Source organism: Mesorhizobium sp. M0862 (assembly GCF_040319795.1).
In the GTDB taxonomy this organism is placed as follows: domain Bacteria; phylum Pseudomonadota; class Alphaproteobacteria; order Rhizobiales; family Rhizobiaceae; genus Mesorhizobium.
The window spans coordinates 291,996-314,795 of sequence record NZ_JAMYOJ010000002.1 but is presented as its reverse complement, the minus strand read 5'-3'; the positions used below and the strand labels follow the sequence as shown (position 1 = coordinate 314,795).

Here is a 22,800-nt window from a genome sequence, read left to right as displayed (position 1 = left end):
AACTAATTTACATGTGAATTTTCTCTGGCGTTGGGCTGGCCCAAAGCCTATATGCCATCTTGCAATTGCTTGCCGGGCTTGCCCTAGGTAAAGAGCATTGGCTTCAGCGTGTCGGCTCCGCCGCCATTGTGCACGCTCGTTCAAGAGATCCAGGAAACCGGCCCGTCAGTGCGCCGAACGGAGGCTAGACCATGCTGCAGAAAACCAGCCATTTCATGCGCCAGGCCAATCTCATCAACGGCGAATGGGTGCAGGCCGACAGCGGCCAGACGGTCGACGTCAACAACCCGGCCACCGGTCTCAAGATCGGCACCGTGCCGAAGTCGGGCAAGGCGGAAACCCGCCGCGCCATCGAAGCCGCAAGCGAAGCCTTCAAGACCTGGCGCAAGACGACCGCGCTTGAGCGCTCGAAGCTGTTGCGCAAGCTGCATGACGCGATGATGGATAATCAGGATGTGCTGGCCGAACTGCTCACCATCGAGCAGGGCAAGTCGCTCGCCGAATCCAAGGGCGAGATCGGTTCGGCCGCCGCCTACATCATGTGGTTTGCCGAGGAAGGCCGCCGCACCTATGGCGATGTCGTGCCATCGCCGTGGGGCGATCGCCGCATCCTGGTGACCAAGGAGCCGGTCGGCGTCATTGCCGCCATCACGCCGTGGAATTTCCCCTCCTCGATGCTTGCCCGCAAGCTCGGCCCCGCGCTTGCCGCCGGCTGCACCGCCGTGGTCAAGCCCGCCTCGCAGACGCCGTATTCCGGCCTTGCATGGGGCGCGCTCGCCGAGGAAGTCGGCTTCCCAAAGGGCGTCATCAACATCCTCACGGGTGCTGCCGGCGAAATCGGCGACGAGATCTGCGCCAATCCGCTGGTGTCGAAGATCACCTTCACCGGCTCGACCGAGATCGGCAAGCTGCTGATCCAGAAGTCGTCCGTCACCGTCAAGAAGGTCTCGATGGAACTCGGCGGCAATGCGCCGTTCGTGGTCTTCGACGATGCCGACCTCGATCGCGCCGTCGCCGGCGCCATCACCGCCAAATACCGCAATTCAGGCCAGACCTGCGTGTGCACCAACCGCTTCCTGGTGCAGGCCGGCATCTACGACAAGTTTGTCGAGAAGCTGGCCGCTGCCAGCAATGCGCTGAAGGTTGGCTCGGGCCTGGAAGAGGGCGTGCAGCAGGGACCGCTGATCGACGTGAAGGCGGTCGAGAAGGTCGAGGAATTCATCGCCGACGCCACGTCGAAGGGCGGCAAGGTCGTTGCCGGCGGCAAGCGCCACGCGCTTGGCGGCTCATTCTTCCAGCCGACCGTCATCGCCGATGCGAAGCCTGACATGCGCTTCATGAAGGAAGAGATTTTTGGCCCGATCGCCCCGGTGTTCAAGTTCGAGACCGAGGAGGAAGCCATTGCGCTTGCCAACGACACCGAGTTCGGCCTTGCCGCCTATTTCTACACCGGCGACCTCGGCCGCGCCTTCCGGGTCATGGAAGGCCTGAAATACGGCATGGTCGGCGTCAATGAAGGCCTGATCACCACGCCGGAAGCGCCGTTCGGCGGCGTCAAGGAATCGGGCCTCGGCAAGGAAGGCGGACATCAGGGCATCGAGGACTATCTCGACACCAAATATGTCTGCATCGGGGGTCTCGGCCTCTAAATCATTGACGGGCAGGGCAGGCCGCGGGCCGGCCCTTGCCAGACGACATTCAGCCGGCCTGGAGCGGTTCAGCGTTTCACGGAAACGCCGAACCGCTCCAGTTCTTTGTTTTTTGCAATTCCGGACGGAAAACCGTTTCACACTTTTCCTGGAATTGCTCTAAGTCGATAGATCGACGAATTAGCATTTGGACATAGCGATGAAGGACGGCGAAGTCTTCGGCACGACGCAGGCGGGCGAACCCGTTCGCCGTTTCACCATCCGGGGCGGCGGCATCAGCGCCAACATCATCGGGCTCGGCGCAATCATCCAGGATCTGCGCCTCGCCGGCCACGATGCGCCGCTGGTGCTGGGCTACGACCGCTTCGAGCCTTACGAGACCGACCGGGCCTTCTTCGGCGCGGTCGTCGGCCGTTACGCCAACCGCATCCGCGACGGCCGCTTCACCATTGCCGGCCAGCGCTACCAGACCGAGCGCAATTTCCTCGGCAAGCACACGCTGCATGGCGGTTCGGAGGGCTTCTTCCAGCGGCCGTGGACGGTTTCGCTGCATGGCCGGGATTTCGTCACCCTGACCCTGCACGATCCCGAGGGCACGATGGGCTTTCCCGGCGCGCTCGACGTCACCTGCACCTACCGGCTGAAGATTCCCGGCACGCTCTCGATGGAGCTGACCGCCACCTGCGAGGAGCCGACGCTGTGCAATCTGGCGCAGCATTCCTATTTCAATCTCGACGATGGCGGCACCGGTGACATTCTCGACCACCGGCTGATGCTGAATGCCGGCGCCTATACGCCGGTCGATGGCGAGATGATCCCGACCGGCGTCGTCAAACCTGTCGACGGCACGCCCTTCGACTTCCGCCAGGCGCGGCCGCTGCGCATGGAAACGGAAGGCGAGCAGCTTCCCTACGACGTCAATTTCTGCCTGGCGTCAGCCCGGGGCCCGCTTCACCAGGTGGCGTGGGCGCAAGGCGCCAATTCCGGCGTCGAGATGGAAGTCTGGACCACCGAGCCGGGCCTGCAGCTTTACACCGGCCAGTATGTCGCGCCGACCTCGGGCGGCCTGGACGGACGGCGCTACAAGGCGTTTTCCGGCTTTTGCCTGGAAGCGCAGACCTGGCCCGACGCGCCGAACCGGCCCTATTTCCCGCAGGCCACGCTGTGGCCGGGCCAGATCTATCATCAGGTGACGGAATATCGTTTCAGGCTTCCCTAAGGTCTTAGCCCTCGAAAGCGGTTCTTAGAACCTCGAACGGCGCCAGCGCGCCTCGCACCTGCACGACAGCGGCGGCGACGCGATGCGCGCGCTGCACGGCATCCGCCGGGGCATGGCCGGCAAGCCGGGCGGCGAGATAGCCGCCATTGAAGGAATCGCCGGCGCCGGTGGTGTCGACCGGGGTGGCGACATGCTGGGCCGGAACCGGCTGCAGGGCTCCGCCAGTGGCGATCAGCGCGGGTTCCTCGCCATTCTTGACGACGACTTCGCCGACCAGTTTTCCGAACCGCTCGGCGGTCGCTTGCGATGCCGTGTCGCCAAACAGCATCTGCTCGTCGGGAAAGGTCGGCAGCGCGATGTCGGTGACGGCAAGCGCGTCGAGGATCGCGGCTTGCGCCTCCTCGCGGCTCTGCCACAGGCGCGGCCGGTAGTTGGGGTCGAAGGCGACGAGCGAACCGGCAGCCCGCGCCTTGGACACTTCCGCCAGCAACGTCTTGCGCGCGGCGGCATCCAGAATTGCCAAAGTGATTCCGGAAAAATACACAAGAGCCTGGTTTTCAAGGCTTTTTGCCAAGGCGGCCGGGTCCGAGGCGAGCCGCCTGGCCGCCGCGTCGCTGCGCCAGTAGGTGAAGGCGCGTTCGGCGCCGGTCAAGGTGATGGCGTAGAGGCCGGGCCGCGCGCCTGGGATGACCGGGCTGGCGCCGATGTCGATGCCGTTTTCGGCGAAGAACGAAATCTGGCCCTGCGAGAAGGGATCGTCGCCGAAGGCCGAGACATAGGTCGCCGGCCGCTCGCCGCTCAGCGCATGCAGCGCCCACAGCGTGTTGAACGTGTCGCCGGCAAAGCCCATGCGCCAGTTCGGCCCGGCCTGGCCGGACAGCTCGAGCATGCATTCACCGATCGAAGCGACGCCGTCTGCTGCCATGTATCTGTCTCCGGATCAGTTCGCTGCTGTAGCTTTTTGCGGCCGGCAGCGCCATGCTTGGCGGCGGCGGTTTTTTGCGCCAGAAGCGTTTTCCCACAGAAGCGGCGGGACGCGAATTGCTTCCCGAGACGTTATGCCCAGAAGAGGAACCGGTTTGGCATCGATATGGCGTTATCTTCTTGCGGGCGTTGGTCTGGCCGGCTTGCTGGCTGGCATATTGGCGATCGTCTATCTGACCGCGCCGCAGTCGGCGCCGGGCCCGGATATTTCGCGCTCGAAGAAGACGGCGAACGGCTTGTTTGTCGCCAGCATTCAGCCGGAACGCGGCGTTATCCGGCAAGGCGAACTGCAATCCTGGTTGCTGACCCTGAAGACGGTCAACGGCGATTCCGTGGAAGGTGCGGCGATCTCGGTGTCCGGCGGCATGCCGCAGCACAATCACGGCTTGCCGACCAGTCCGCAGGCGACCGATTATCTTGGCGAGGGGCGCTACAGGATCGAGGGGCTGAAATTCACCATGAGCGGCGTGTGGCAGTTGCGCTTCGCCATTTCGGCGGCGGCCGGTTCCGACACGGTCGTCTTCAACGTGGTGCTGTGAGCGGATGAACGGCCTGTTGCGCCTTCTGGCATTGGCGGCGGTCGTGCTCGTTGCCGGCTGCGGCAAACCGGATTTTTCCGATGCCGAGAAGAAGACCATCGCTTCGCTGGCGCTGAACACCTTGCCGGCGCTCAAACCCGACACCACCAACCGCTTCGCCGACGTGCCGGCCGCCGCCGCCCTGGGCTCCACTCTGTTCTTCGATCAGGGGATGAGCCGTGACGGGAACGTATCCTGCTCGACCTGCCACAAGATCGACCGGCAATTCCAGGATGACCTGCCGCAATCCGTCGGCGTTGGCCGAACCAACAGGCGCTCGATGCCGCTGGCCGGCATTGCCCGCAATCCGTGGTTCTTCTGGGATGGACGGCGCGACAGCCTGTGGGCGCAGGCGCTGACGCCGCTGGAAAACCCGCTTGAGCAGGCGGGGAACCGCGCGGCCTTCGCGCATTACATCCAGAAGCGGTTCGGCGAGCGCTATGAGCGCATCTTCGGGCCACTGCCGGATCTTTCCGCCGTGCCGGCCAACGCCAGCCCGCTCGGCAATGAGGCCGAGCAGGCGGCGTGGAAGGCAATGACCGCGGCGCAAATGGACGACGTCAACCGCGTCTTTTCCAACATCGGCAAGGCGATCGCCGCCTTCGAACGGTCGATCGAACCGGCACAGACGCGCTTTGACCGCTTTGCCATCGATCTTGCGTCAGGCGCCAAGCCGAAAGCCGACGATGCCTTTTCGCAGGAGGAGATGCTCGGGCTGAAACTGTTCATCGGCAAGGCCAATTGCGTCACCTGCCATAACGGCCCGCGCTTCACCGACAACGCTTTCCACAACACCGGCGTGCGGCCGGTCAGGGATTTGCCATTGGATCGCGGCCGTTTCGATGCGGTGGCCCAGGTTCAGGCCGACCCATTCAACTGCTTCGGCGCCTTCCGCGATGGCGACGCCGGCGCCTGCGGAGAACTGCGCTTCATCGTCAAGGCAGCACCCGAACTGATGCGTGCCTACAAGACGCCGTCGCTGCGGGGCGCGGCGACACGGCCGCCCTATATGCATGCCGGACAGTTCTCCACGCTGGAGGAGGTGGTGGCGCACTACGCGAAGGCGGAGGCGGCCGTTGAAGGCACCTCCGAAGTGCACCCGTTGCAACTGTCGGACCGCGAACGCGCGGCGCTGGTGGCGTTTTTGAAGACGCTGTCGGAGTGAGCTAGCGATCCTTCACCGTCTCCATCGCCACGAAGGTCGAGGTCTGGGCGACGTGGGGGAGCGCCGAGATGCGCTCACCGAGAACACGGCGATAGGCGGCGATGTCGGTGGTACGGACTTTCAGGAGATAATCGAAGCTCGACGCCATCATGTGGCACTGCTCGATCTCCGGCACGGCCTGCACCGCGCGATTGAAAGCATCGAGCGCGGCCGAGCGTGTGTCCGACAATTTGACCTGGACGAAGGCGACATGACCTTCGCCCATGCGCTCGCGATCGATGATCGCCTGATAGCCCCTGATATAGCCGTCCTTCTCCAGGCGCTTCACCCGCGCCTGCACCGGCGTCTTCGACAGGCCGACCTTGCCGGCCAGTTCCGACATGGACAGCCGCCCGTCGCGCGCCAGCGCCGACAGGATGTTTCTGTCGATGCGGTCCAATTGGTCTCCTGTCACGGATATCACAGTCCATCTGATAACAATTTAGCCGCATGATAGACCGCTCGGCCTGCCATGTCGATTTCTTTGGACCGGCCGAAAATGCGGCTCTGTGCTAGCTTGCGCCATTCGGTCCGGCGACCGCCGGCCCGCTCCCAGATGCTTGCTCCGCAGGACCGCCATGCCGCTCGACACCATCCGCCAGCAGATCCGCGCCAACTACCTGCCCGACGAAGACGCGGCTGTGAAGCGCCTGGCTGCCGCGACAGAACTTTCGGCCGATGACCGCAAAGCCGTCTCGGCCCGTGCCGCGGATCTGGTGCGCGCGGTGCGCGGCTCGTCCGACCCGCGGCTGATGGAGGTTTTTCTCTCGGCCTACGGCCTCTCCACCAAGGAAGGAGTGGCGCTCATGTGCCTGGCCGAGGCACTGCTGCGCGTGCCTGACACCGAGACCATGGACGACCTGATCGCCGACAAGATCGCACCGCATGACTGGTCGGCGCATTCGGGCGGTTCGAGCTCGATCTTCGTCAACGCCTCGACCTGGGCGCTGATGCTGACCGGCCGTGTGCTCGACGAAGGCGAGGGCGGCATTGAAGGCACGCTGCGCTCGATGGTTCGCCGGCTGGGCGAACCGGTGATCCGCAAGGCGGTCGCCGCCGCCATGCGCGAAATGGGCGAGCAGTTCGTGCTCGGCCGCACCATTGCGGAAGCCGTCAAGCGCGGCAAGTCGATGATCCAGAAAGGTTATCTCTATTCCTTCGACATGCTGGGCGAGGCCGCCCGCACCGAGGCCGATGCGCTGCGCTACCTCAAGGCCTATGCCGACGCGATCTCCTCGCTGGATTCAGGCTCCAACGGTCCCGATATCCGCCAGAACCACGGCATCTCGGTCAAACTATCGGCGCTGCATCCGCGCTATGAAGAGGCACAGAAGGAAAAGATGCTGCCGGTGATGGCCGAGCGGCTGCTGTCGCTGGCGCTGGCCGCACGCCATTCGCGCATGGGCCTCAACATCGACGCCGAGGAGGCCGACCGGCTCGACCTGTCGCTCGATGTCATCGAGCGCGTGCTGGCTGAGCCGGAGCTTGCCGGCTGGAACGGCTTTGGCGTCGTCGTCCAGGCCTACGGCCCGCGCGCGGCCTTCACAATCGACTGGCTCTATGCGCTGGCGAAAAAGTACGACCGCAACATCATGGTGCGGCTGGTCAAGGGCGCCTATTGGGACACCGAGATCAAGCGGGCGCAGACGCTGGGGCTTTCCGGCTACCCCGTCTTCACCCGCAAGGCCAACACCGATGTTTCCTATATGGCCTGCGCTAGGAAGCTGCTTGGCATGACCGACCGTATCTATCCGCAATTCGCCACGCACAATGCCCATACCGTCGCCGCCATCCTGTCGATGGCTGACAACCGTGACGCTTTCGAATTCCAGCGCCTGCACGGCATGGGCGAAGCGCTGCATGAGACGGTGCGCCGGGCCGAAGGCACGCGCTGCCGCATCTATGCGCCGGTCGGCGCGCACTCCGACCTCTTGGCCTATCTGGTTCGCCGCCTGCTGGAGAATGGCGCCAACTCCTCCTTCGTCCATCAGCTCACCGACGAGGACGTCGAGCCGGAGGATATTGCGCGCGATCCGCTCGAGACGGTCGAGAGCCAGGGCCCCGCCGCCAATCCGGCAATCGCTCGTCCTGCGACGATCTTCGGCGCTGGTCGGCGCAACTCGAAGGGGTTCGACATCACCGATCCGGTGACGCTGGCGGCGATCGACAAGGCCAAGGCGGCCTTTGCCGGGCCCGAGCGCTGGCATGCCAAGCCGATGACGCGCGCCGCCGGCTACGGCAAGCAGCGCCCGGTGGTCAATCCGGCAAAGCCTGCCGAGATCGTCGGCACGGTCGCCGAAGCCGCTGCCAAGCAGGTCGCGACCGCGGTGCGCTTTGCTGTGGAAGCGCAGCCGTCCTGGGCGAAGCGTCCCGTTGCCGAGCGCGCCGCCATCCTCAACCGCGCCGCCGACCTCTATGAGGCCAATGCGGTCGAGTTTTTCGCGCTGGCTACAAGGGAAGCCGGCAAGTCGCTGGCCGACGGCGTGGCTGAAGTGCGCGAAGCCGTCGACTTCCTGCGCTACTACGCTGCCGAAGCGGCCAACAACGAAGCGGGCACCGAGGCGCGCGGCGCGATCGTGTGCATTTCGCCGTGGAATTTCCCGCTCGCCATCTTCACCGGCCAGATCGCGGCAGCGCTCGTCACCGGCAATTCGGTCATCGCCAAGCCAGCCGAACAGACCCCGCTGATCGCCTTCCGCGCCGTCGAGCTGCTGCGCGAGGCCGGCGTGCCGGAAGATGTCATCCAGCTTCTGCCGGGCGACGGTCCGTCGGTCGGCGGACCGCTAACTGCGGATCCGCGCATTGCCGGCGTATGCTTCACCGGCTCGACCGAGGTTGCAAAGCTGATCGAGAAGCAACTGGCCGAGACAGCCGCGCCCGACGCCATGCTGATCGCGGAGACCGGCGGTCTCAATGCCATGATCGTCGATTCCACAGCACTGCCCGAACAGGCGGTGCGCGACATTCTGGCATCCGCCTTCCAGAGTGCGGGTCAGCGCTGTTCGGCGCTGCGCGTGCTCTACGTGCAGAAGGATGTCGAGAAGAAGATGCTGGAGATGCTGAAGGGCGCCATGGAAGCGCTCACCATCGGCGATCCCTGGCAGATTTCGACCGATGTCGGGCCGGTCATCGATGACGAGGCGCAGGAATCGATCCGCGAGTATTGCACCAAGATGGGGCTGCAGGGCCGGTTGATTGCCAAACTCGAAGCACCGAAGGACGGCCGCTTCGTTGCGCCGCATGTGTTCCGGGTCAAAGGCATCGAGGAGATGGAGCGCGAAGTGTTCGGCCCGGTGCTGCATGTCGCCAGCTTCGACGCCGACGGGATCGACGCCGTCATCGCCGCCATCAACCGCAAGGGCTATGGCCTGACCTTCGGCCTGCACACCCGCATAGAAGGCCGCGCCCAGCATTTCGTCGACGGCATCCATGCCGGCAACATCTATGTCAACCGCAACCAGATCGGCGCCGTCGTCGGTTCGCAGCCCTTTGGCGGCGAGGGGCTTTCGGGCACCGGGCCGAAGGCCGGCGGGCCGCATTATCTCCGGCGGTTCCGCAAAGGGCCGGAGGCGGGCACGGAGATTGCCGAGGGCCACAAGGTGACTGCGACCGAACTCGCCGACAATCTGCCCGATCCGACGCTTGGCGGCTGGTCGACGCGGCCGGATCGCATCGCCATCTTGAGAAAGCATTTGCGTGGCAAGGGCGCTGCAGCCATCGGCGCTGCAGCCGCCATCGATTTCGGCCAGGTCGACCTGCCCGGACCGACCGGCGAGGCCAACACGCTGTCGCTGTCGCCGCGCGGCCGGGTGCTGTGCCTCGGTCCGGACGCCGAAACGCTGCTTGCCCAGACGATCCAGGCGCTGGCCGCCGGCAATGCGGTGCTGGCCGTGGCGCCGGGCGCGCCGGCAGCACTGTCGGCGCTGACCGGCAAGGGGTTGCCGCTGGCGGCCATAGACGGTCGGCCAGACCCAGTCGAAGCGCGTTCGCTGCGCGTCGATGTCGTCGCCTTCTCGGGCAGGCCCGAGGCGGCGCGGATCGTGCGCAAGGTCATTGCCGACCGCAGCGGGCCGATCGTGCCGCTGGTCAGCGAGGTGCTCAACCCGGCGGCCTATGCGCATGAACGCGCTGTCTGCGTCGACACCACGGCTGCCGGCGGCAATGCCAGCCTGCTCGCGGCGGCCTAGGGGGCTTTTCGCGGCTCGCTTGCCTGCGTCGGGTTGCAAGGGTATGCGCAAGGGACAGAGAGCAACTCGAGCGGGGCAGCCGAACAGATGGAAGACACGTCCCGACCGTTTGAGCTGCCGCGCGTGGCGGTGGTCATCACTTGCTTCAACTATCGGCCGTACGTCGAACAGGCGATCCGCTCGGTGCTTGCGCAGACCTACCGGAATTGGGAATGCGTCATCGTCGACGATGCCTCGACGGACGGCTCGGCCGACCATGTCCGACAGCTTCTAAGGGATATAGACGATCCGCGCCTGCGCCTGTTGGCGCGCACGGAGAATGGCGGCCAGACCGCGGGATTCCGCGACGGCTTTGCCGCAACCGACGCGCCCTTCGTCGCGTTTCTCGACGCCGATGACGTGTGGCTGCCAGATTTTCTCCTCGCGCATCTGTCCGCCCATCTCAACACGACGCATTCGGCCGCTCTCTCGAGTTCCGATGTGTTCCTTGTCGATGGCGACGGCACGTTGCTGGGCGGCACCTTCCTTGCCTTGCGCAAACCGCGCTCCGGAGCGGATCGCAGCGGCGTCGCCATCGCGCCCGGTGGCTGGCTTGCCGGCATGGCGCCTGGGATCGCCTACGCATCGGAGCATCCGGTAACCTATTTCGCACCTGCGGTGACGGGCTGGCTGTGGTCGCAATGCTCGGCGATCATGTACCGGCGTGGCGCGCTGGAACCGGTATTGTCCTTCCCGTTCAAGGCCAAGGTCGGGACGGATTATCTGACGGCGACACTCGCGCACCAGGCCGGCGGCAGCCTCATCCTGTCAGAAGGTCTCGGGCTCTATCGCCTGCATGGCTCCAACCTGTCCACCGGAACTGCCTTTGCTGGCGGCAATGTGCGGCAAACGCCTGCATACAGGAGCTACAGGAGCGTGTTGGCGGCGGATGCCGCAGACTATTTGCTGGCGAATTCTGCCTGGCTCAGCGATCTCAACGGGCGCAATTTCATACCTGCATTCCTGACGCAGCATGTGAGCCAGTTCCCGGAGTTGGCCGGTGATCCGCGGTTGGCGCGCTACCTGACACGCGGACAGCCCTGGCGGCGGCTGCGCCTGCACATTGCCCAGTGGCTTCGGCGACTGGGCGGCCGGAATTCAACCGGAACCTGACGGCATCTGCCCGTCGTCAGATCTCGTCGACGGGTGAAATCTCAATCAGGCCCCTTCGACGACCGAAAAGCCTTCGAACTGCGGATGGCCGAGATAATGCACCTTCGAGGTGCCGGTGTTGCGATGGGCGGCGCGAAAATTCTCGGATTTGGTCCAGGCGACGAAATCCTCATGGCTTGCCCACACCGTGTGCGAGGCAAACAGCGTGTAACCCTCGGCCTCGTTGACCGGGCCGCGCAGCAAGTGGAATTCCCTGAAGCCTTTCATCTCCGAGAGGCTCGAATCGCGGTTCTTCCAGACATCCTCGAAGGCGGTCTCCGAGCCATTCTGGACCTTGAAGCGGTTCATGGCGATGTACATTGGCTTCCTCTCGAATTGGTGGACGATGCCATTTGGCGAAGGTCTACAAGCTGTTTAAAACGGACCGATCCGCGCCCTGAACACCCAACTTGATAATCCGGTCTCGGGTGGAATGGGCGGGAACGGGGCTTGCTGGCGCACCAGTTTCAAAGCGAATTGGTCTAGCTCGGCAGACCCTGAACTTTCGACAAGCTGCAAGTCGCTGACGCTGCCGTCGGCCATGACGACGAAATAGACCCTGGCATTGTTGCGAGCCTTGGCTTGAACCGCCTTCGAAACGTGGCGGTTGGCGCGGACAAGCTTGTTCTGAACTTCAACGCTGTAGCCGGATTCCATCGAATTGCCCGCCGCGCTCTGTTTTCCGCCTTTGCTGGCAACCGCCGTTGCCTCGCGCTCCTCGCCATCTGCCGTGCCGCCAGTCTCTCCCGATATTGGTGCGCCCGATATTGATGTACTTGGCCTCGGGCTTGGGACTGGTGGCCTCGCGGCAGGCAATTCAACGGCAGGCTGATTGGCGGGAGATGCCTCCGAACTCTGCGTTTGAACCGGTGACGGTGCAGGCGTCTCAGCCTCTGGGGCGACACTTTGATCATCCGGGATGGCGGCCGTTGGTGCATCGGGAGCGACGGTTGCCTGGTTGGCAGATTCCGGCGCAGATTTGGGCGCCGCCGGCTCCTCTACGGCTTGAGGCGCCTCGGTTTGCGGCGTGGGTTGGACGGGCTTGGCCGGCTGCGGATCGGTTACCAGGGTAACATCCACCGCGTCGGGTACCGGGTTTTGCAAAGCGGTGCCGAGGACGTCTGCGCCTGATCGATCGGCGCCTTCGGCCTGTATTGCCTTCCCGGTATCAAATGTCCCGGCGGGTGCGACCATGAACGCCGCTGCGGCAGCGGCATGGAGCAGGCAGGACGCGACGATCGCCACAGTCCATTTGCGGTCCGCGGCCGCCGGCTGTACGAGCTCGTCCATTGTTATCGCCGGTTCGTTGCCGGCGTCGGGGAGGGGGGTGATGTCCTGCATGGTTCGCGGCGAGACCTGCCGCGAGCGCGGCGGGATTGTCAAATCAAGATCGGTTGCCGGCCATAACGGCGGAGCTGCGACCGGTCGTGTCGCATTGTCGTGCAGGAAGGCGGGATGCAGACCCACCTCAAACGCCGAATGCGATACCGGTCTTGGTCTGCGTCTTCAGGCCGCGCATGCAGGCGCCCGGTTCGACGCCGGCGCATTCGGTGGCGCTGTTGATCAGCACGCGGCTGAGTTTGGTGCAGTCGGTGCCGGCGAGGTCGAAGCGGATCACCTTGGTCTTGCCGGCCGGCAGGTCCTTGAAGTCGAGCACGCTCAGGCGGTCGACAATGCCGGCCTCGTTGAACAGCGCGATCTCGAATGCCGCCTTGGAAAGATCGGCGCCGAGCGCATTGTTGACGACGAAGGTCAGGCGGCAACCCTTTTCGGAGGGCTGCGCGGCATTGAGCTCGAGGCTGAGTTGCGGAGCCGGCGCGGACTGAGCCCACGCCGGCATCAAGCCAAGCGACATCGCCAGCGTCGAGGTCAGGAGCCGAAGCGATGCCGTCAAACTTGTCATGGGTGTCAGCCTCCAAAGCGCATGGTTGCGGCCAGCTTCAGCGTGATGCCGGGTTCATAGATGACGGCGGTGGTGCCGCCGTTCAGCGGGTTGGTGTATTTGACGTCGAACAAATTGTCGGCGCGGAAGTCCACCTTCAGATTGTCGGTGGCCTGGTAACTGGCGAAGGCGTTGACCAGAGTATAATCCTTGGCCACGGGGTTGCCCTTCGGCTTGCCGTTGTACTGCACCTCGCCGCCGACGGTCAGCTTGTCCTGAAGGAAGCGGAAGCCGAGCTGCCCGGTGACCTGCGAGGACGGGATGGTGGCAAGGTCGGCGCGCTCACCTTCATCGGAGATGGTGTGGCCGTTGGTGATCGAGGCGGAGAGCCCGGCATAACCCCAGGCGGCATCGTAGACGCTTTCCAGTTCGAAGCCGTTTATCTTGGCCTGGGCGACGTTCTGGTACTGGAAGCAGATCGGAATGCCGGGGCCGAACGGGCAGCCGCTGGTCGGGTCGAATGCCGACAGCGTGACGCCTTCGATGTAGTCGTCGACATCGTTGTGGAAGTAGGCGGCCTTGAGCCGGAACGCGTCGCCGGCCTCGATAAGGTCGTCCAGCTTGTAGTTGACGCCGAACTCGGTGGTCTTGCCGGTTTCAGGCCGCAGGTTTGGGTTGGGCAGGAACGGGAAGGTGACGCCTGCCGGATGGTTGCCGCTGATCAGCGTTTCGGTCAGCGACGGCGAGCGGTAGCCTTCCGCGTAGGTGCCATAGAACTGCAGGCCCGCCAGGCTGGCGCTTTCGAAGGGCGTGACACCAACGGTGATGCGCGGCGACAGCCTGGCGCCTGAGGTTTCGTTGTCCGAATCCTTCAGGCTGTAATTGTCGTAACGCAGACCGGTGATGACCTCGAGCCAGTCCCAGCTCAGCCTGTCCTGGATATAGGCGCCCGAAACGTTGCGCTTGCCCGACGGCGTATAAAAACTGTCGCCGCCCGACGTGCCGCCGGTCTCGACATCGTCGCCGACCCAGTCGCCGCCATAAGTCAGCTCATGCGAGATGCCGGCGGTCTCGAAGCGCGACGTGTTCCAGATGTCGATGCCGGTCGTGCCGACACCGAAGGTCGACGTTGAGCCTGCCGGAAGCACGACGGGAAGACCGGTTACCGGATCGAAGCGGTTTTGCGAAACAAGCGTGGTGAGGTCGAGATTGGTCTTGTTGTAGGAGGCGTTGATGTGGAGATCGAGCCAGCTCCTGGCGTCGTCAGTGATGTTGTAGCGGGCGGTGAAGGTGTTCGACTTCAGGTCGACGTCGTTGGCCGGCACGCCGCCGCTGGTTTCCGTCCAGCCGTCGCTCGAGCCGACCCAGCCGAGCTTCAATTCGCTGTCTTCGCTGGGGCGGATTGTGGTCTTGAGCAGGCCGCTCAGCAGGTCGAAGCCGGTGCCGGCGACGGTGTCGCCGCTGCCATTCTTGTAGTCTCCGTAGTCGCGGTAGACGATGTTGCCCAGCACATCCAAATCGTCGTTGAATTTGTAGGCGCCGCTGGCACTGGCGGTCCAGCCCTTGCCGTTGCTTTCATAGCGCCCGGTGACGGAGCCGGCCCAGGTTTCGCCCGGTCTGAGGAAATCCACCGCATCCTTGGTGTCGAAGAAGACGACGCCGCCAATGGCGCCGGAGCCGTAGGTGTTGGCGGTCGGTCCGCGAATGACGTCAACGGATTTGATGAGCTCGGGATCGACATAGAAGGTCGACTGCGTGCCGTGGTCTGAGCGCTGGAAATTCTGCCTGGCACCGTCGATGATGACGGCGACGCGACCGAAATCCTGCAGGCCGCGGATGTTGATGCTGGAGCTGACGCGTCGCGCATCGGCCTGCACGGCGACACCAGGCACACCGAGCAGCATTTCGTTCGGCGTCGTCGCCATGCGGCGGTCGAGCTGTTCCTGGTCGACATGGCTGGCTGAGGCCAGCGATTCGATTGCCGTCTTGCCGGTGCGGCTGATGACGAGGATCTTGTCCAGCAGGGTCGCGCCGGCGGGCGCCGGCTTGGTGTCCTCGGTTTTCCTGGTCTGGTCGGCCTGGTCAGCGGCCGGCTGAGCGCTGGCCGGCGATGTCAGCAGCGCGATCGTCGCTGCCCCCGCAAGCGAGGCTGCCATTGCCTTTGCCATAGGCCGATGCACCGGATCGGCGTTCGCCAGACCCAGTCGTCCACAATTTCCCAAGCCCATGCCCCAACTCCAAAATTCCAGGTTCGATGCTGGCTGGCTTGGTGCTCGCTGGCATTTTTCATTCTGTCCGGCGTCTTAAATGTTGACTAATTTGGTCCGGTATTGCACTGACTAATAAACATGATTATTCGAGTCAAGAAATGAATCGGCATTTTTGCAACGCCTAGCCAGTTGCCCGGCACAGGAAAGGGATCGAAAGAGATGAACACCCACAATCCCAACGACTTTCGTTACCGCGTCCGCCGTTCCGAGGAGACGCCGACCCGCTTCGACCGGGTGCCGCTGGCGGTGCGGACGCTGTCCTCCAACACGCTGTTCCAAGGCGAGCACGAGATCGGCATCGAGCACCATGGCGCGCTCTATCGGCTGAAGATCACCCGCCAGGGCAAGCTCATCCTCAACAAGTGACGAAACGACCAAACACGGCAGACAGGTAAGCAGGACATGGACCAGCGCGCAAAACCCGCCCCGCATGAAATCCGGCGGGCGCGGGCAGACAATCCGAAAGCGCGCGAGCGCGATCTTGCCGCCGAGCTCGGTATTTCCGAGGCCGAGCTGGTGGCCGCGCATTGCGGCGACGGCGTCGTGCGCGTCGAGCCCAGGGTCAACGATCTTCTGACCGGCCTCGACGCCGTCGGCGAAGTGATGGCGCTGACCCGCAACGAAAGCGCGGTGCACGAGAAGATCGGCGTCTACGACAAGGTTGTCACAGGCACGCACAACGCCATGGTGCTGGGCGAAAACATCGACCTGCGCATTTTTCCCAAAGTCTGGGCGCATGGCTTTGCCGTGGAAAAGCGCGACGGCGGCGACATCCGCCGCAGCCTGCAATTCTTCGACGCGGCCGGCGATGCGGTGCACAAGGTGCATCTGCGGCCGGCGTCCAATCTCTATGCCTACCAGAAGCTCGTGGCCGCACTCGAATCGCCGAACCAGGAGGCGACCGTGTCTATCGCAGGCTTGGCCGACGACGACGCGGAGACGTCGGGCGTTGCCGCAGACATCGATGACCTGCGCGACCGCTGGAGCCGGCTGACCGACGTCCACCAGTTCTTCGGCATGTTGAAAGAGCTGAAGCTCAGCCGCCGCCAGGCCGTGCGCATGGTCGGCCAGGACTATGCCTGGCTGCTCGACAATGACGCCGTCAGCGCCATGTTCCATCATGCCGCCGCCGACGGCATGCCGATCATGTGTTTTGTCGGAAACCGCGGCTGCATCCAGATCCATTCGGGTCCCGTCAAGTCGATCAAGCCGATGGGTCCGTGGATCAACGTCATGGACGAGACCTTCCGCCTGCATCTGCGCACCGATCACATCCAGGAGGTGTGGGCGGTGCGCAAGCCGACCAAGGACGGTCATGTGACGTCGCTCGAAGCCTATGGCGCCGACGACGGCAAGATGATCATCCAGTTCTTTGGCAAGCGCCGTGAAGGCGAGGGCGAGCGTGACGACTGGCGGTTCCTCGCCGAAAACCTGCCGCGCATTCCAAGCCCGACCGCAGCCTGAGGATCACGACGATGATTTCACTGTTCAGGCGCCCGACGCTTGCCGCAGCCATGGGCCTGTCGCTGGCTCTTGCCGCGCCCGCGCCAGCCAGCGAAAACCTCGCCGTCTTTGACGACACGTCGCGGATCGCGGCGATCGGCGGCTCGATCACCGAGATCGTTTACGCGCTTGGCGAAGAAGGCCATCTCGTCGCCCGCGATTCGACCAGCCGCTACCCCGCGGCCGCGGTCGCGCTGCCCGATGTCGGCTATATGCGCCAGCTGTCGCCGGAAGGTGTGCTTTCGGTCAATCCGTCGGGCATCCTGGCGCTGCATGGCAGCGGCCCTAGGGAAGCGGTCGACGTGCTGAAAAAGTCGAGCGTTCCGTTCATCGACGTGCCCGAGCACTACAGCCATGACGGCATCCTGGAAAAGATCCGCATCGTCGGCAAGGCGCTTGGCGTCGACGCCAAGGCCGAGACGCTGGTGGCTGAGACCGACGCCAAGCTGAAGGCGGCCGAGAAGCAGACGGCGTCGATCAAGCAGCGCAAGCGCATCCTGTTCGTGCTGTCGATCCAGGGCGGCAAGATCCTGGCCGCCGGCACCGACACCGCCGGTGACGGCATCATCAAGCTCGCCGGTGCGGTCAACGCCGTCGAAGGTTTTTCCGGCTACAAGCAGATGTCCGACGAGGCCGTCGTAACCGCCAGGCCGGACGTGATCCTGGCCATGAAGAATGCCGGCCCGCCGATTGCGGAGGCCGAGCTTTTCGCCATCCCGTCGATCACCTCGACGCCGGCGGGTGAAGGCCGCAAACTGACCCTGATGGATGGCAGCTATCTCCTCGGCTTCGGGCCGCGCACGGCCGATGCCATCCACGATCTGGCCGCCTCGCTCTATGGCAGCCAGGTCACGGACTGAGCCGATGGTGGATCAGTCGATCGCCGGCGCGGCGGGCAAGGTGGCCGAGGGCGATCGCTCCGGGCGCGCTCGCCTGGTTATTGTGCTCCTGTGTGTGGCGCTTGCCCTTTCGATGTTCCTGTCGCTGAGGACGGGCGCTTCCGATGCATCGGCCGTTGGTGTCATTCGTGACTGGCTGACCGGCGCCATGCCGGACGACGCCGCGCTTGGTGCCCGCGACCGGTTGATCGTCTACGATATCCGCATGCCGCGCGTACTGCTCGGTGTGCTGATCGGGGCGGCACTGGCCGTATCGGGTGCGGTCATGCAAGGCCTGTTTCGCAACCCGCTCGCCGATCCCGGCCTGATCGGCGTTTCCGCCGGGTCGAGCCTCGGCGCGGTCGCCGTCATCGTGCTCGGCACGACGTGGCTGGCGCCGCTCACTCTGGCGCTCGGCGGGCTGGCCTTGCCGCTCGCCGCTTTCTGCGGCGGCCTTGCGGTCACGCTGGTGCTCTACCGCGTCGCCACGCGGCAGGGGCGCACCTCGGTCGCCACCATGCTGCTTGCCGGCATTGCGCTCGCAGCCCTTGCCATGGCGCTGACCGGTATCCTGATTTTCATGGCCGACGACCGGCAGTTGCGCGACCTGACCTTCTGGCAGCTGGGCTCGCTTGGCGGCGCGACCTGGCCGAAGATCGCTTCCGTCGGGCCGATCATCGTGCTGGCGCTTGCGGTAATGCCGTTCCTGGCCAAAGGCCTCAACGCCCTGGCGCTCGGCGAGGCGACGGCCGGACATCTCGGCATCCCGGTACAGCGGCTGAAATACACCGCGATCGTCGGCGTCTCGGCAGCGGTCGGCGCCTCTGTCGCAGTCAGCGGAGGCATCGGTTTTGTCGGCATCGTCGTGCCGCATCTCTTGCGGCTGCTGATCGGTCCGGACAATCGCTATCTCTTGCCGGCATCGGCGCTGCTCGGCGCCTCGATGCTGCTGATCGCCGATGCCGTTGCCCGCGTGGTCGTGGCCCCGGCCGAACTGCCGATCGGCATCGTCACCGCGATCGCCGGCGCACCGTTCTTCCTCTGGATCCTGCTGCGCAAGCGCGGCGTAATCGACTTGTGAGATTTGAAACCTATGAGGCCGGCATGATCGAAGCACGCGATGTCTCGGTAGCGATCGGCGGCAAGCGCATTGTTGCCAATGTCGATTTCGTCGCGCGGCCGGGCGAAATTGCGGCAGTCGTCGGACCCAACGGCTCGGGCAAGACGACGTTTTTGAAGGCGTTGTCGGGCGATCTGGCGTTTGTGGGGACAGTGGCCGTCAACGGGCGCGATCTCACGGCGATGAGGCCGGTGGAGGCCGCCACCGTGCGTGCCGTGCTGCCGCAGGCCGCGACGCTGTCCTTTCCCTTCACGGTGCACGAAGTGGTCAGGCTCGGCCTTATCGGCGGCCGTTCCGGCGTTCTGCCGGGCGAAGATGATCGTCTGCCCGAGCGGGCGCTGGCGCGGGTCGACCTCGACGGCTTTGCCGGCCGCTTCTATCAGGAGCTTTCGGGCGGCGAACAACAGCGTGTGCAGCTGGCGCGCGTGCTGTGCCAGGTCTGGGCGCCGGTGCTGGACGGCAAGCCGCGCTATCTCTATCTCGACGAGCCGGTCTCCAGCCTTGATATCAAGCACCAGCTGATCATCATGAACATCGCCCGCGATTTCGCCCGGCGCGGCGGCGGTGTGATCGCCATCCTGCACGACCTCAATCTGACGGCCATGTATGCCGACCGGATTTTCGTGATGCATCGCGGCCGGCTCGCCGCCGACGGTTCACCGCAGGAGGTGCTGAGCGACGATCTGATCGAAAAGGTGTTCGATTGTCGGCTAAGGGTCGGTGTGTTGCCGGCGGCGAACATGCCGTTTGTCTTGCCGCAGTCAGCCGCCTAAAGCGCGTCGCGTTTGAACGAACTCAGGCGACGCGCTTTAGGTCTTTGTCTTTATGCATGTCGTTGTCTCAAAACCGGGGCCACTTTTGAGCGACATGCACTAGAAAACTCAGGCGGCCGGTGCTCGCTGGACCAGCATGTCGATGCCGAGCAAATGACGCACATTCGGGCGCGCCGCCACCATATCGGCGATGGTGTAGCGGGAGAGTACGGCAAAGAAGGCGTTGAGCGCCTCGCGCAGCGCCGAATTCAGCTGGCAGCTGTCGACCAGCGGGCATTCGGCGGCGTCGTTTTCGAAGCACTCGGCCATGGCGAAGCTCTCTTCGGTCACCCGTACGACGTCGAACAGGCTGATCTGCTCGGCGGGGCGGCCGATCCTCACGCCGCCATTCCTGCCGCGCACCGTCTCGACCAGGCCATGCTCGACCAGCGGCTGCAGGATCTTGAACAGGAAAAGCTCCGACACCGAATAGGCGGCCGCAATCTCGGGGATGCGGCTCAGGCGATCGTTGTTGGCGGCGCAATACATCAGGATGCGCATGGCGTAGTTGGTCTGGCGCGTCAGCCGCATTTAATTCCTCACCCGAGTGCTGGCGCGCTGGAACTGCACCAGATTTTAGATTGTGCTGGTGCGGCTTTCTCACCCGGAGTTTCGGATTCGCCCACACTGGCCTGATCGGAATATGGCCTATACCTTGGAACAATTCCAGACTGGGATTGCATGATAGATGAACATTCTTGTCAACTTTGCGTGCGAAACCGGCAATCCCCGGACGAAATCGGCCCATCCGATCATGCTACGGGCCCAAACACCCCCTAAATAGCCCATGCCAGATAGCCAAGAGATCGATGAGGAGCGGCGTATCATGTCCCAATCGGCTTCGTCCCTGGCGCCTGGCGGTTTTGATGCCGAGACGGGCGCCAAGCTTTTCGCGTTGCGGCGGACAAAGTTCCTCGCCACGGCTGCGCTGGTGCTTTGCGTCGTGGTTTTTGCCGTGGCCAAATCGTCCGAGGCCAAGTATCCGTGGCTGGGCTTCGTGGCGGCCTTCGCCGAGGCGGCGACCATTGGCGGCCTGGCCGACTGGTACGCGGTGGTGGCGCTGTTCAAGCGGCCGCTGGGCCTGCCGATCCCGCACACCGCCATCATCCCAGCGAACCAGAACCGCATCGCCGATAATCTGGGCCGCTTCATCGAGGTCAATTTTCTGGCGCCGGAGCCGGTGCGGGAAAAGCTGGCCGAGGTCGATTTTGCAGCACTCGTCGCCGACTGGCTGACTGACGCCGAACGCTCTGCCGGCCTGTCACGCTTCGTCGTACGGCTGGTCCCGCAGACGCTTGCGGCGATCGAGCAATCCGGCCTGCGCGGCTTCGTCACCAGCCGCATGCTGGAGCAGATCGACAAGGTGCCGCTGGCGCCGCTCGCGGCCGAATTGCTGTCGGCACTGACCGACGACCGCCGCCACCAGAAACTCTTCGACGAATTCACCAGGGTGATCGGCCGGTTCCTGAACGATGAAGAGGCGCTGGCGACCATGCGCGAGAAAATCCGCGAGGAATTGCCGTCGCTGTTCAACCTGTTCAGAGCCGACGCCTATCTGCTGAAGAAGATAGTCGCTTCCGCCGGTTCGCTGCTTGACGAGGTGCGGGCCGACCCCGACCATCCGATGCGCGCCGAATTCGACCGTTTCGCGCACAGCTTCATCGAGCGGCTCAGAACCTCGAAGCAATACGCCAAACGGGCCGAGAAGCTGAAACGCGATTTCCTGGCGCGGCCGGAAGTGAAGTCGCTCGCCGGCGACATGTGGCAGAGCCTCAGCCTGTTCATCGAACAGGACGCCAAGGCGGAGAATTCGATTGTTCGCGCGCATCTCGCCAACATGTTCGTCGAGGTCGGCCGCCATCTCTCAGGCGATCCGCAGATCAGGGCCGACATGAACCAGGGCTTTGTCGTGGCGCTGTCGTCGTTCGTCGAGAGCCAGAAGAGCGGTGTGTCGACATTCATCGCCGACCAGGTCAAGCGCTGGGACCTTGCCCAACTGACGAGGCTGATCGAGATGAACATCGGCAAGGACCTGCAATATATCCGCTTCAACGGCATGATTATCGGCGGATTGGCGGGTATCGTGCTCTACACGGCGGAGAGGCTGTTTCTCGCTGGCTGATGCTGCATTTGCCGCTGAATTGCTTGGGCGTCCGAATGGACACACGGCGCGCGAGTGCTATTGTCCAGAACAGGGTTCAGCATTTGCGACACTGGGGAGCACGAGCAATGGCCAAACAACCCGACTCCGATTCGTTCCTTGACATGTTCAGCCGGTTCGGCCGTGACCTGAAGGTGCCGAATGTCGAGGCGATCCTCGCGCATCATCGCAAGAACCTCGAGGCCCTGGAAAGATCGGCGCGGGCGGGAGCTGCCGGCGCGACCTCGTTGTTGTCCAGACAGCGCGAGATGCTGCAGGACACGCTGCGTGAAGTCAGCGACATGGCGCAGAGCTACAAGGCGCCGGGCAATCCCCAGGAACTGATGACAAAACAGGCGGAGTTCGCCAGGAAATCCTTCGAAGCCGCCCTGAAAAATGCCGGCGAAGTGGCCGAGCTGGTCAAGAAATCCGGCACCGAATCGATCGAAATCCTGCGCAGCCGCATCAAGGAAGCGATGGAGGAAATCCGCTCGGGCTATGACAAGAAGTGACTCTCAACGCAACCATGAGAGGAGCGGGCCGGTTGCGGCGCATGAGCATGGACGAGGGACGCTGTTTGGCGGAAAATGGCGGAACGGAATCGCAACGGGCGAATTGACAGGAGCCGTCCGTTCGTGGTCCGAGGCACTGGGAGCCACCGGGAAAGCAGGAATGACGGAACTACGGCCGAAAACGCCGCCGACCTTCGAGCAGTTAAGGGCGATGGCCGGGCAGGAGCTCGGCGTGTCGGAATGGACGACCGTCGACCAGAACCGCATCAACCAGTTTGCCGAATGCACAGGCGACCATCAGTGGATCCACGTCGATCCGGAGCGGGCGAAGCGGCAGAGCCCATTTCGCACCACGATCGCGCATGGCTATCTGACGCTGTCGATCATCGGCGCGCTGGCGCTGGGCATGGGCATCGTCCCCGAAAACACGCAAGCCGCCTTCAATTACGGCTTCGACAAGGTGCGGTTCCTGGCGCCCGTCAGGGTCGGCGCACGCATCCGGCTGCGCACGACGCTGTTGTCGGTGGAGGACAAGGGGCCGGGCCAGTATCTGATGAAGGCCGCCAATACGGTCGAGATCGAGGGCGAACAGAGGCCGGCGCTGACCGCCGAAACGCTGGTCATGCTTTATGAGCGGCGCAAGCGGGCGGGAGCGTAAGCTCCCTATCTTC

The 22,800-nt window shown here is 64.0% G+C and carries 21 protein-coding genes; 14 read left to right on the top strand and 7 right to left on the bottom strand.

The window, feature by feature from the left end:
* Positions 1-191: 191 nt before the first annotated feature.
* Complete coding sequence (locus NKI15_RS04160) at positions 192-1,649, top strand: NAD-dependent succinate-semialdehyde dehydrogenase (protein WP_023753404.1); 1,458 nt, start codon at positions 192-194, stop codon at positions 1,647-1,649.
* A 193-nt stretch (positions 1,650-1,842) separates the two neighbouring features.
* Positions 1,843-2,868, top strand: a complete 1,026-nt coding sequence (locus NKI15_RS04155; RefSeq protein WP_023714373.1) for an aldose epimerase family protein — start codon at positions 1,843-1,845, stop codon at positions 2,866-2,868.
* Between the two features lie 4 nt (positions 2,869-2,872).
* Here NKI15_RS04155 and NKI15_RS04150 read toward each other — a convergent pair whose 3' ends face one another.
* Positions 2,873-3,793, bottom strand: coding sequence for a sugar kinase (locus NKI15_RS04150; protein WP_023725631.1), 921 nt, complete (start codon positions 3,791-3,793; stop codon positions 2,873-2,875).
* A 154-nt stretch (positions 3,794-3,947) separates the two neighbouring features.
* Between NKI15_RS04150 and NKI15_RS04145 the strand changes: the two genes are divergently transcribed.
* A complete protein-coding gene (locus tag NKI15_RS04145) occupies positions 3,948-4,391 on the top strand; it encodes a FixH family protein (RefSeq protein WP_023725632.1) in 444 nt (147 codons plus the stop codon).
* A gap of 4 nt (positions 4,392-4,395) precedes the next feature.
* Positions 4,396-5,595 (top strand): cytochrome-c peroxidase, encoded by a 1,200-nt coding sequence (locus NKI15_RS04140; protein WP_023696486.1) that lies wholly within the window; start codon positions 4,396-4,398, stop codon positions 5,593-5,595.
* Position 5,596: 1 nt separating this feature from the next.
* Here NKI15_RS04140 and NKI15_RS04135 read toward each other — a convergent pair whose 3' ends face one another.
* Positions 5,597-6,049, bottom strand: a complete 453-nt coding sequence (locus tag NKI15_RS04135; RefSeq protein ID WP_023688158.1) for an Lrp/AsnC family transcriptional regulator — start codon at positions 6,047-6,049, stop codon at positions 5,597-5,599.
* Between the two features lie 163 nt (positions 6,050-6,212).
* On the opposite strand from NKI15_RS04135, the gene putA reads away from it, so the two are divergent.
* Positions 6,213-9,821, top strand: coding sequence for a bifunctional proline dehydrogenase/L-glutamate gamma-semialdehyde dehydrogenase PutA (putA, locus tag NKI15_RS04130; RefSeq protein WP_023815476.1), 3,609 nt, complete (start codon positions 6,213-6,215; stop codon positions 9,819-9,821).
* 87 nt (positions 9,822-9,908) lie between these two features.
* On the top strand, positions 9,909-10,973 hold the full coding sequence (locus NKI15_RS04125) for a glycosyltransferase (RefSeq protein WP_033001102.1): 1,065 nt from the start codon (positions 9,909-9,911) through the stop codon (positions 10,971-10,973).
* A gap of 45 nt (positions 10,974-11,018) precedes the next feature.
* Here the strand turns inward: NKI15_RS04125 and hmuQ are convergent, their stop codons facing one another.
* The 4 genes from hmuQ to NKI15_RS04105 all read right to left on the bottom strand — a co-directional run bounded on the left by hmuQ (position 11,019) and on the right by NKI15_RS04105 (position 15,050).
* Positions 11,019-11,333, bottom strand: a complete 315-nt coding sequence (gene hmuQ, locus NKI15_RS04120; protein ID WP_023681734.1) for a heme-degrading protein HmuQ — start codon at positions 11,331-11,333, stop codon at positions 11,019-11,021.
* Positions 11,334-11,387: 54 nt separating this feature from the next.
* Entirely contained in the window at positions 11,388-12,206 is an 819-nt protein-coding gene (locus tag NKI15_RS04115) for an energy transducer TonB family protein (RefSeq protein WP_352885787.1), read from the bottom strand.
* Between the two features lie 274 nt (positions 12,207-12,480).
* Complete coding sequence (locus tag NKI15_RS04110; RefSeq protein ID WP_023710743.1) at positions 12,481-12,915, bottom strand: hypothetical protein; 435 nt, start codon at positions 12,913-12,915, stop codon at positions 12,481-12,483.
* A gap of 5 nt (positions 12,916-12,920) precedes the next feature.
* The gene (locus tag NKI15_RS04105; RefSeq protein WP_352514117.1) at positions 12,921-15,050 is read right to left on the bottom strand and encodes a TonB-dependent hemoglobin/transferrin/lactoferrin family receptor; all 2,130 of its coding nucleotides are present in this window, start codon (positions 15,048-15,050) and stop codon (positions 12,921-12,923) included.
* A gap of 273 nt (positions 15,051-15,323) precedes the next feature.
* Between NKI15_RS04105 and hemP the strand changes: the two genes are divergently transcribed.
* The 5 genes from hemP to NKI15_RS04080 are packed head-to-tail and all read left to right on the top strand — an operon-like array spanning position 15,324 to position 19,438.
* On the top strand, positions 15,324-15,530 hold the full coding sequence (gene hemP / locus NKI15_RS04100) for a hemin uptake protein HemP (protein WP_023673860.1): 207 nt from the start codon (positions 15,324-15,326) through the stop codon (positions 15,528-15,530).
* A 36-nt stretch (positions 15,531-15,566) separates the two neighbouring features.
* A complete protein-coding gene (locus tag NKI15_RS04095) occupies positions 15,567-16,628 on the top strand; it encodes a hemin-degrading factor (protein WP_352514116.1) in 1,062 nt (353 codons plus the stop codon).
* 11 nt (positions 16,629-16,639) lie between these two features.
* Positions 16,640-17,527 carry a heme/hemin ABC transporter substrate-binding protein gene (locus NKI15_RS04090; RefSeq protein WP_031196346.1) on the top strand — a complete coding sequence of 296 codons (888 nt, stop codon included), beginning with the start codon at positions 16,640-16,642 and terminating at the stop codon, positions 17,525-17,527.
* Positions 17,528-17,531: 4 nt separating this feature from the next.
* On the top strand, positions 17,532-18,626 hold the full coding sequence (locus NKI15_RS04085) for a FecCD family ABC transporter permease (RefSeq protein WP_286438808.1): 1,095 nt from the start codon (positions 17,532-17,534) through the stop codon (positions 18,624-18,626).
* Positions 18,627-18,649: 23 nt separating this feature from the next.
* The gene (locus NKI15_RS04080; protein WP_023707864.1) at positions 18,650-19,438 is read left to right on the top strand and encodes a heme ABC transporter ATP-binding protein; all 789 of its coding nucleotides are present in this window, start codon (positions 18,650-18,652) and stop codon (positions 19,436-19,438) included.
* A 108-nt stretch (positions 19,439-19,546) separates the two neighbouring features.
* Here NKI15_RS04080 and rirA read toward each other — a convergent pair whose 3' ends face one another.
* A complete protein-coding gene (gene rirA, locus NKI15_RS04075) occupies positions 19,547-20,008 on the bottom strand; it encodes an iron-responsive transcriptional regulator RirA (RefSeq protein WP_023672640.1) in 462 nt (153 codons plus the stop codon).
* Positions 20,009-20,303: 295 nt separating this feature from the next.
* On the opposite strand from rirA, the gene NKI15_RS04070 reads away from it, so the two are divergent.
* The 3 genes from NKI15_RS04070 (at position 20,304) to NKI15_RS04060 (ending at position 22,787) form a co-directional block, all read left to right on the top strand.
* Positions 20,304-21,599 carry a DUF445 domain-containing protein gene (locus NKI15_RS04070; protein WP_023691056.1) on the top strand — a complete coding sequence of 432 codons (1,296 nt, stop codon included), beginning with the start codon at positions 20,304-20,306 and terminating at the stop codon, positions 21,597-21,599.
* A gap of 107 nt (positions 21,600-21,706) precedes the next feature.
* Positions 21,707-22,129: a phasin family protein gene (locus tag NKI15_RS04065; protein ID WP_023672638.1), complete on the top strand. Its 423-nt coding sequence runs from the start codon at positions 21,707-21,709 to the stop codon at positions 22,127-22,129.
* Positions 22,130-22,289: 160 nt separating this feature from the next.
* Entirely contained in the window at positions 22,290-22,787 is a 498-nt protein-coding gene (locus NKI15_RS04060) for a MaoC family dehydratase (protein ID WP_023681725.1), read from the top strand.
* The last annotated feature ends 13 nt before the right edge of the window (positions 22,788-22,800 follow it).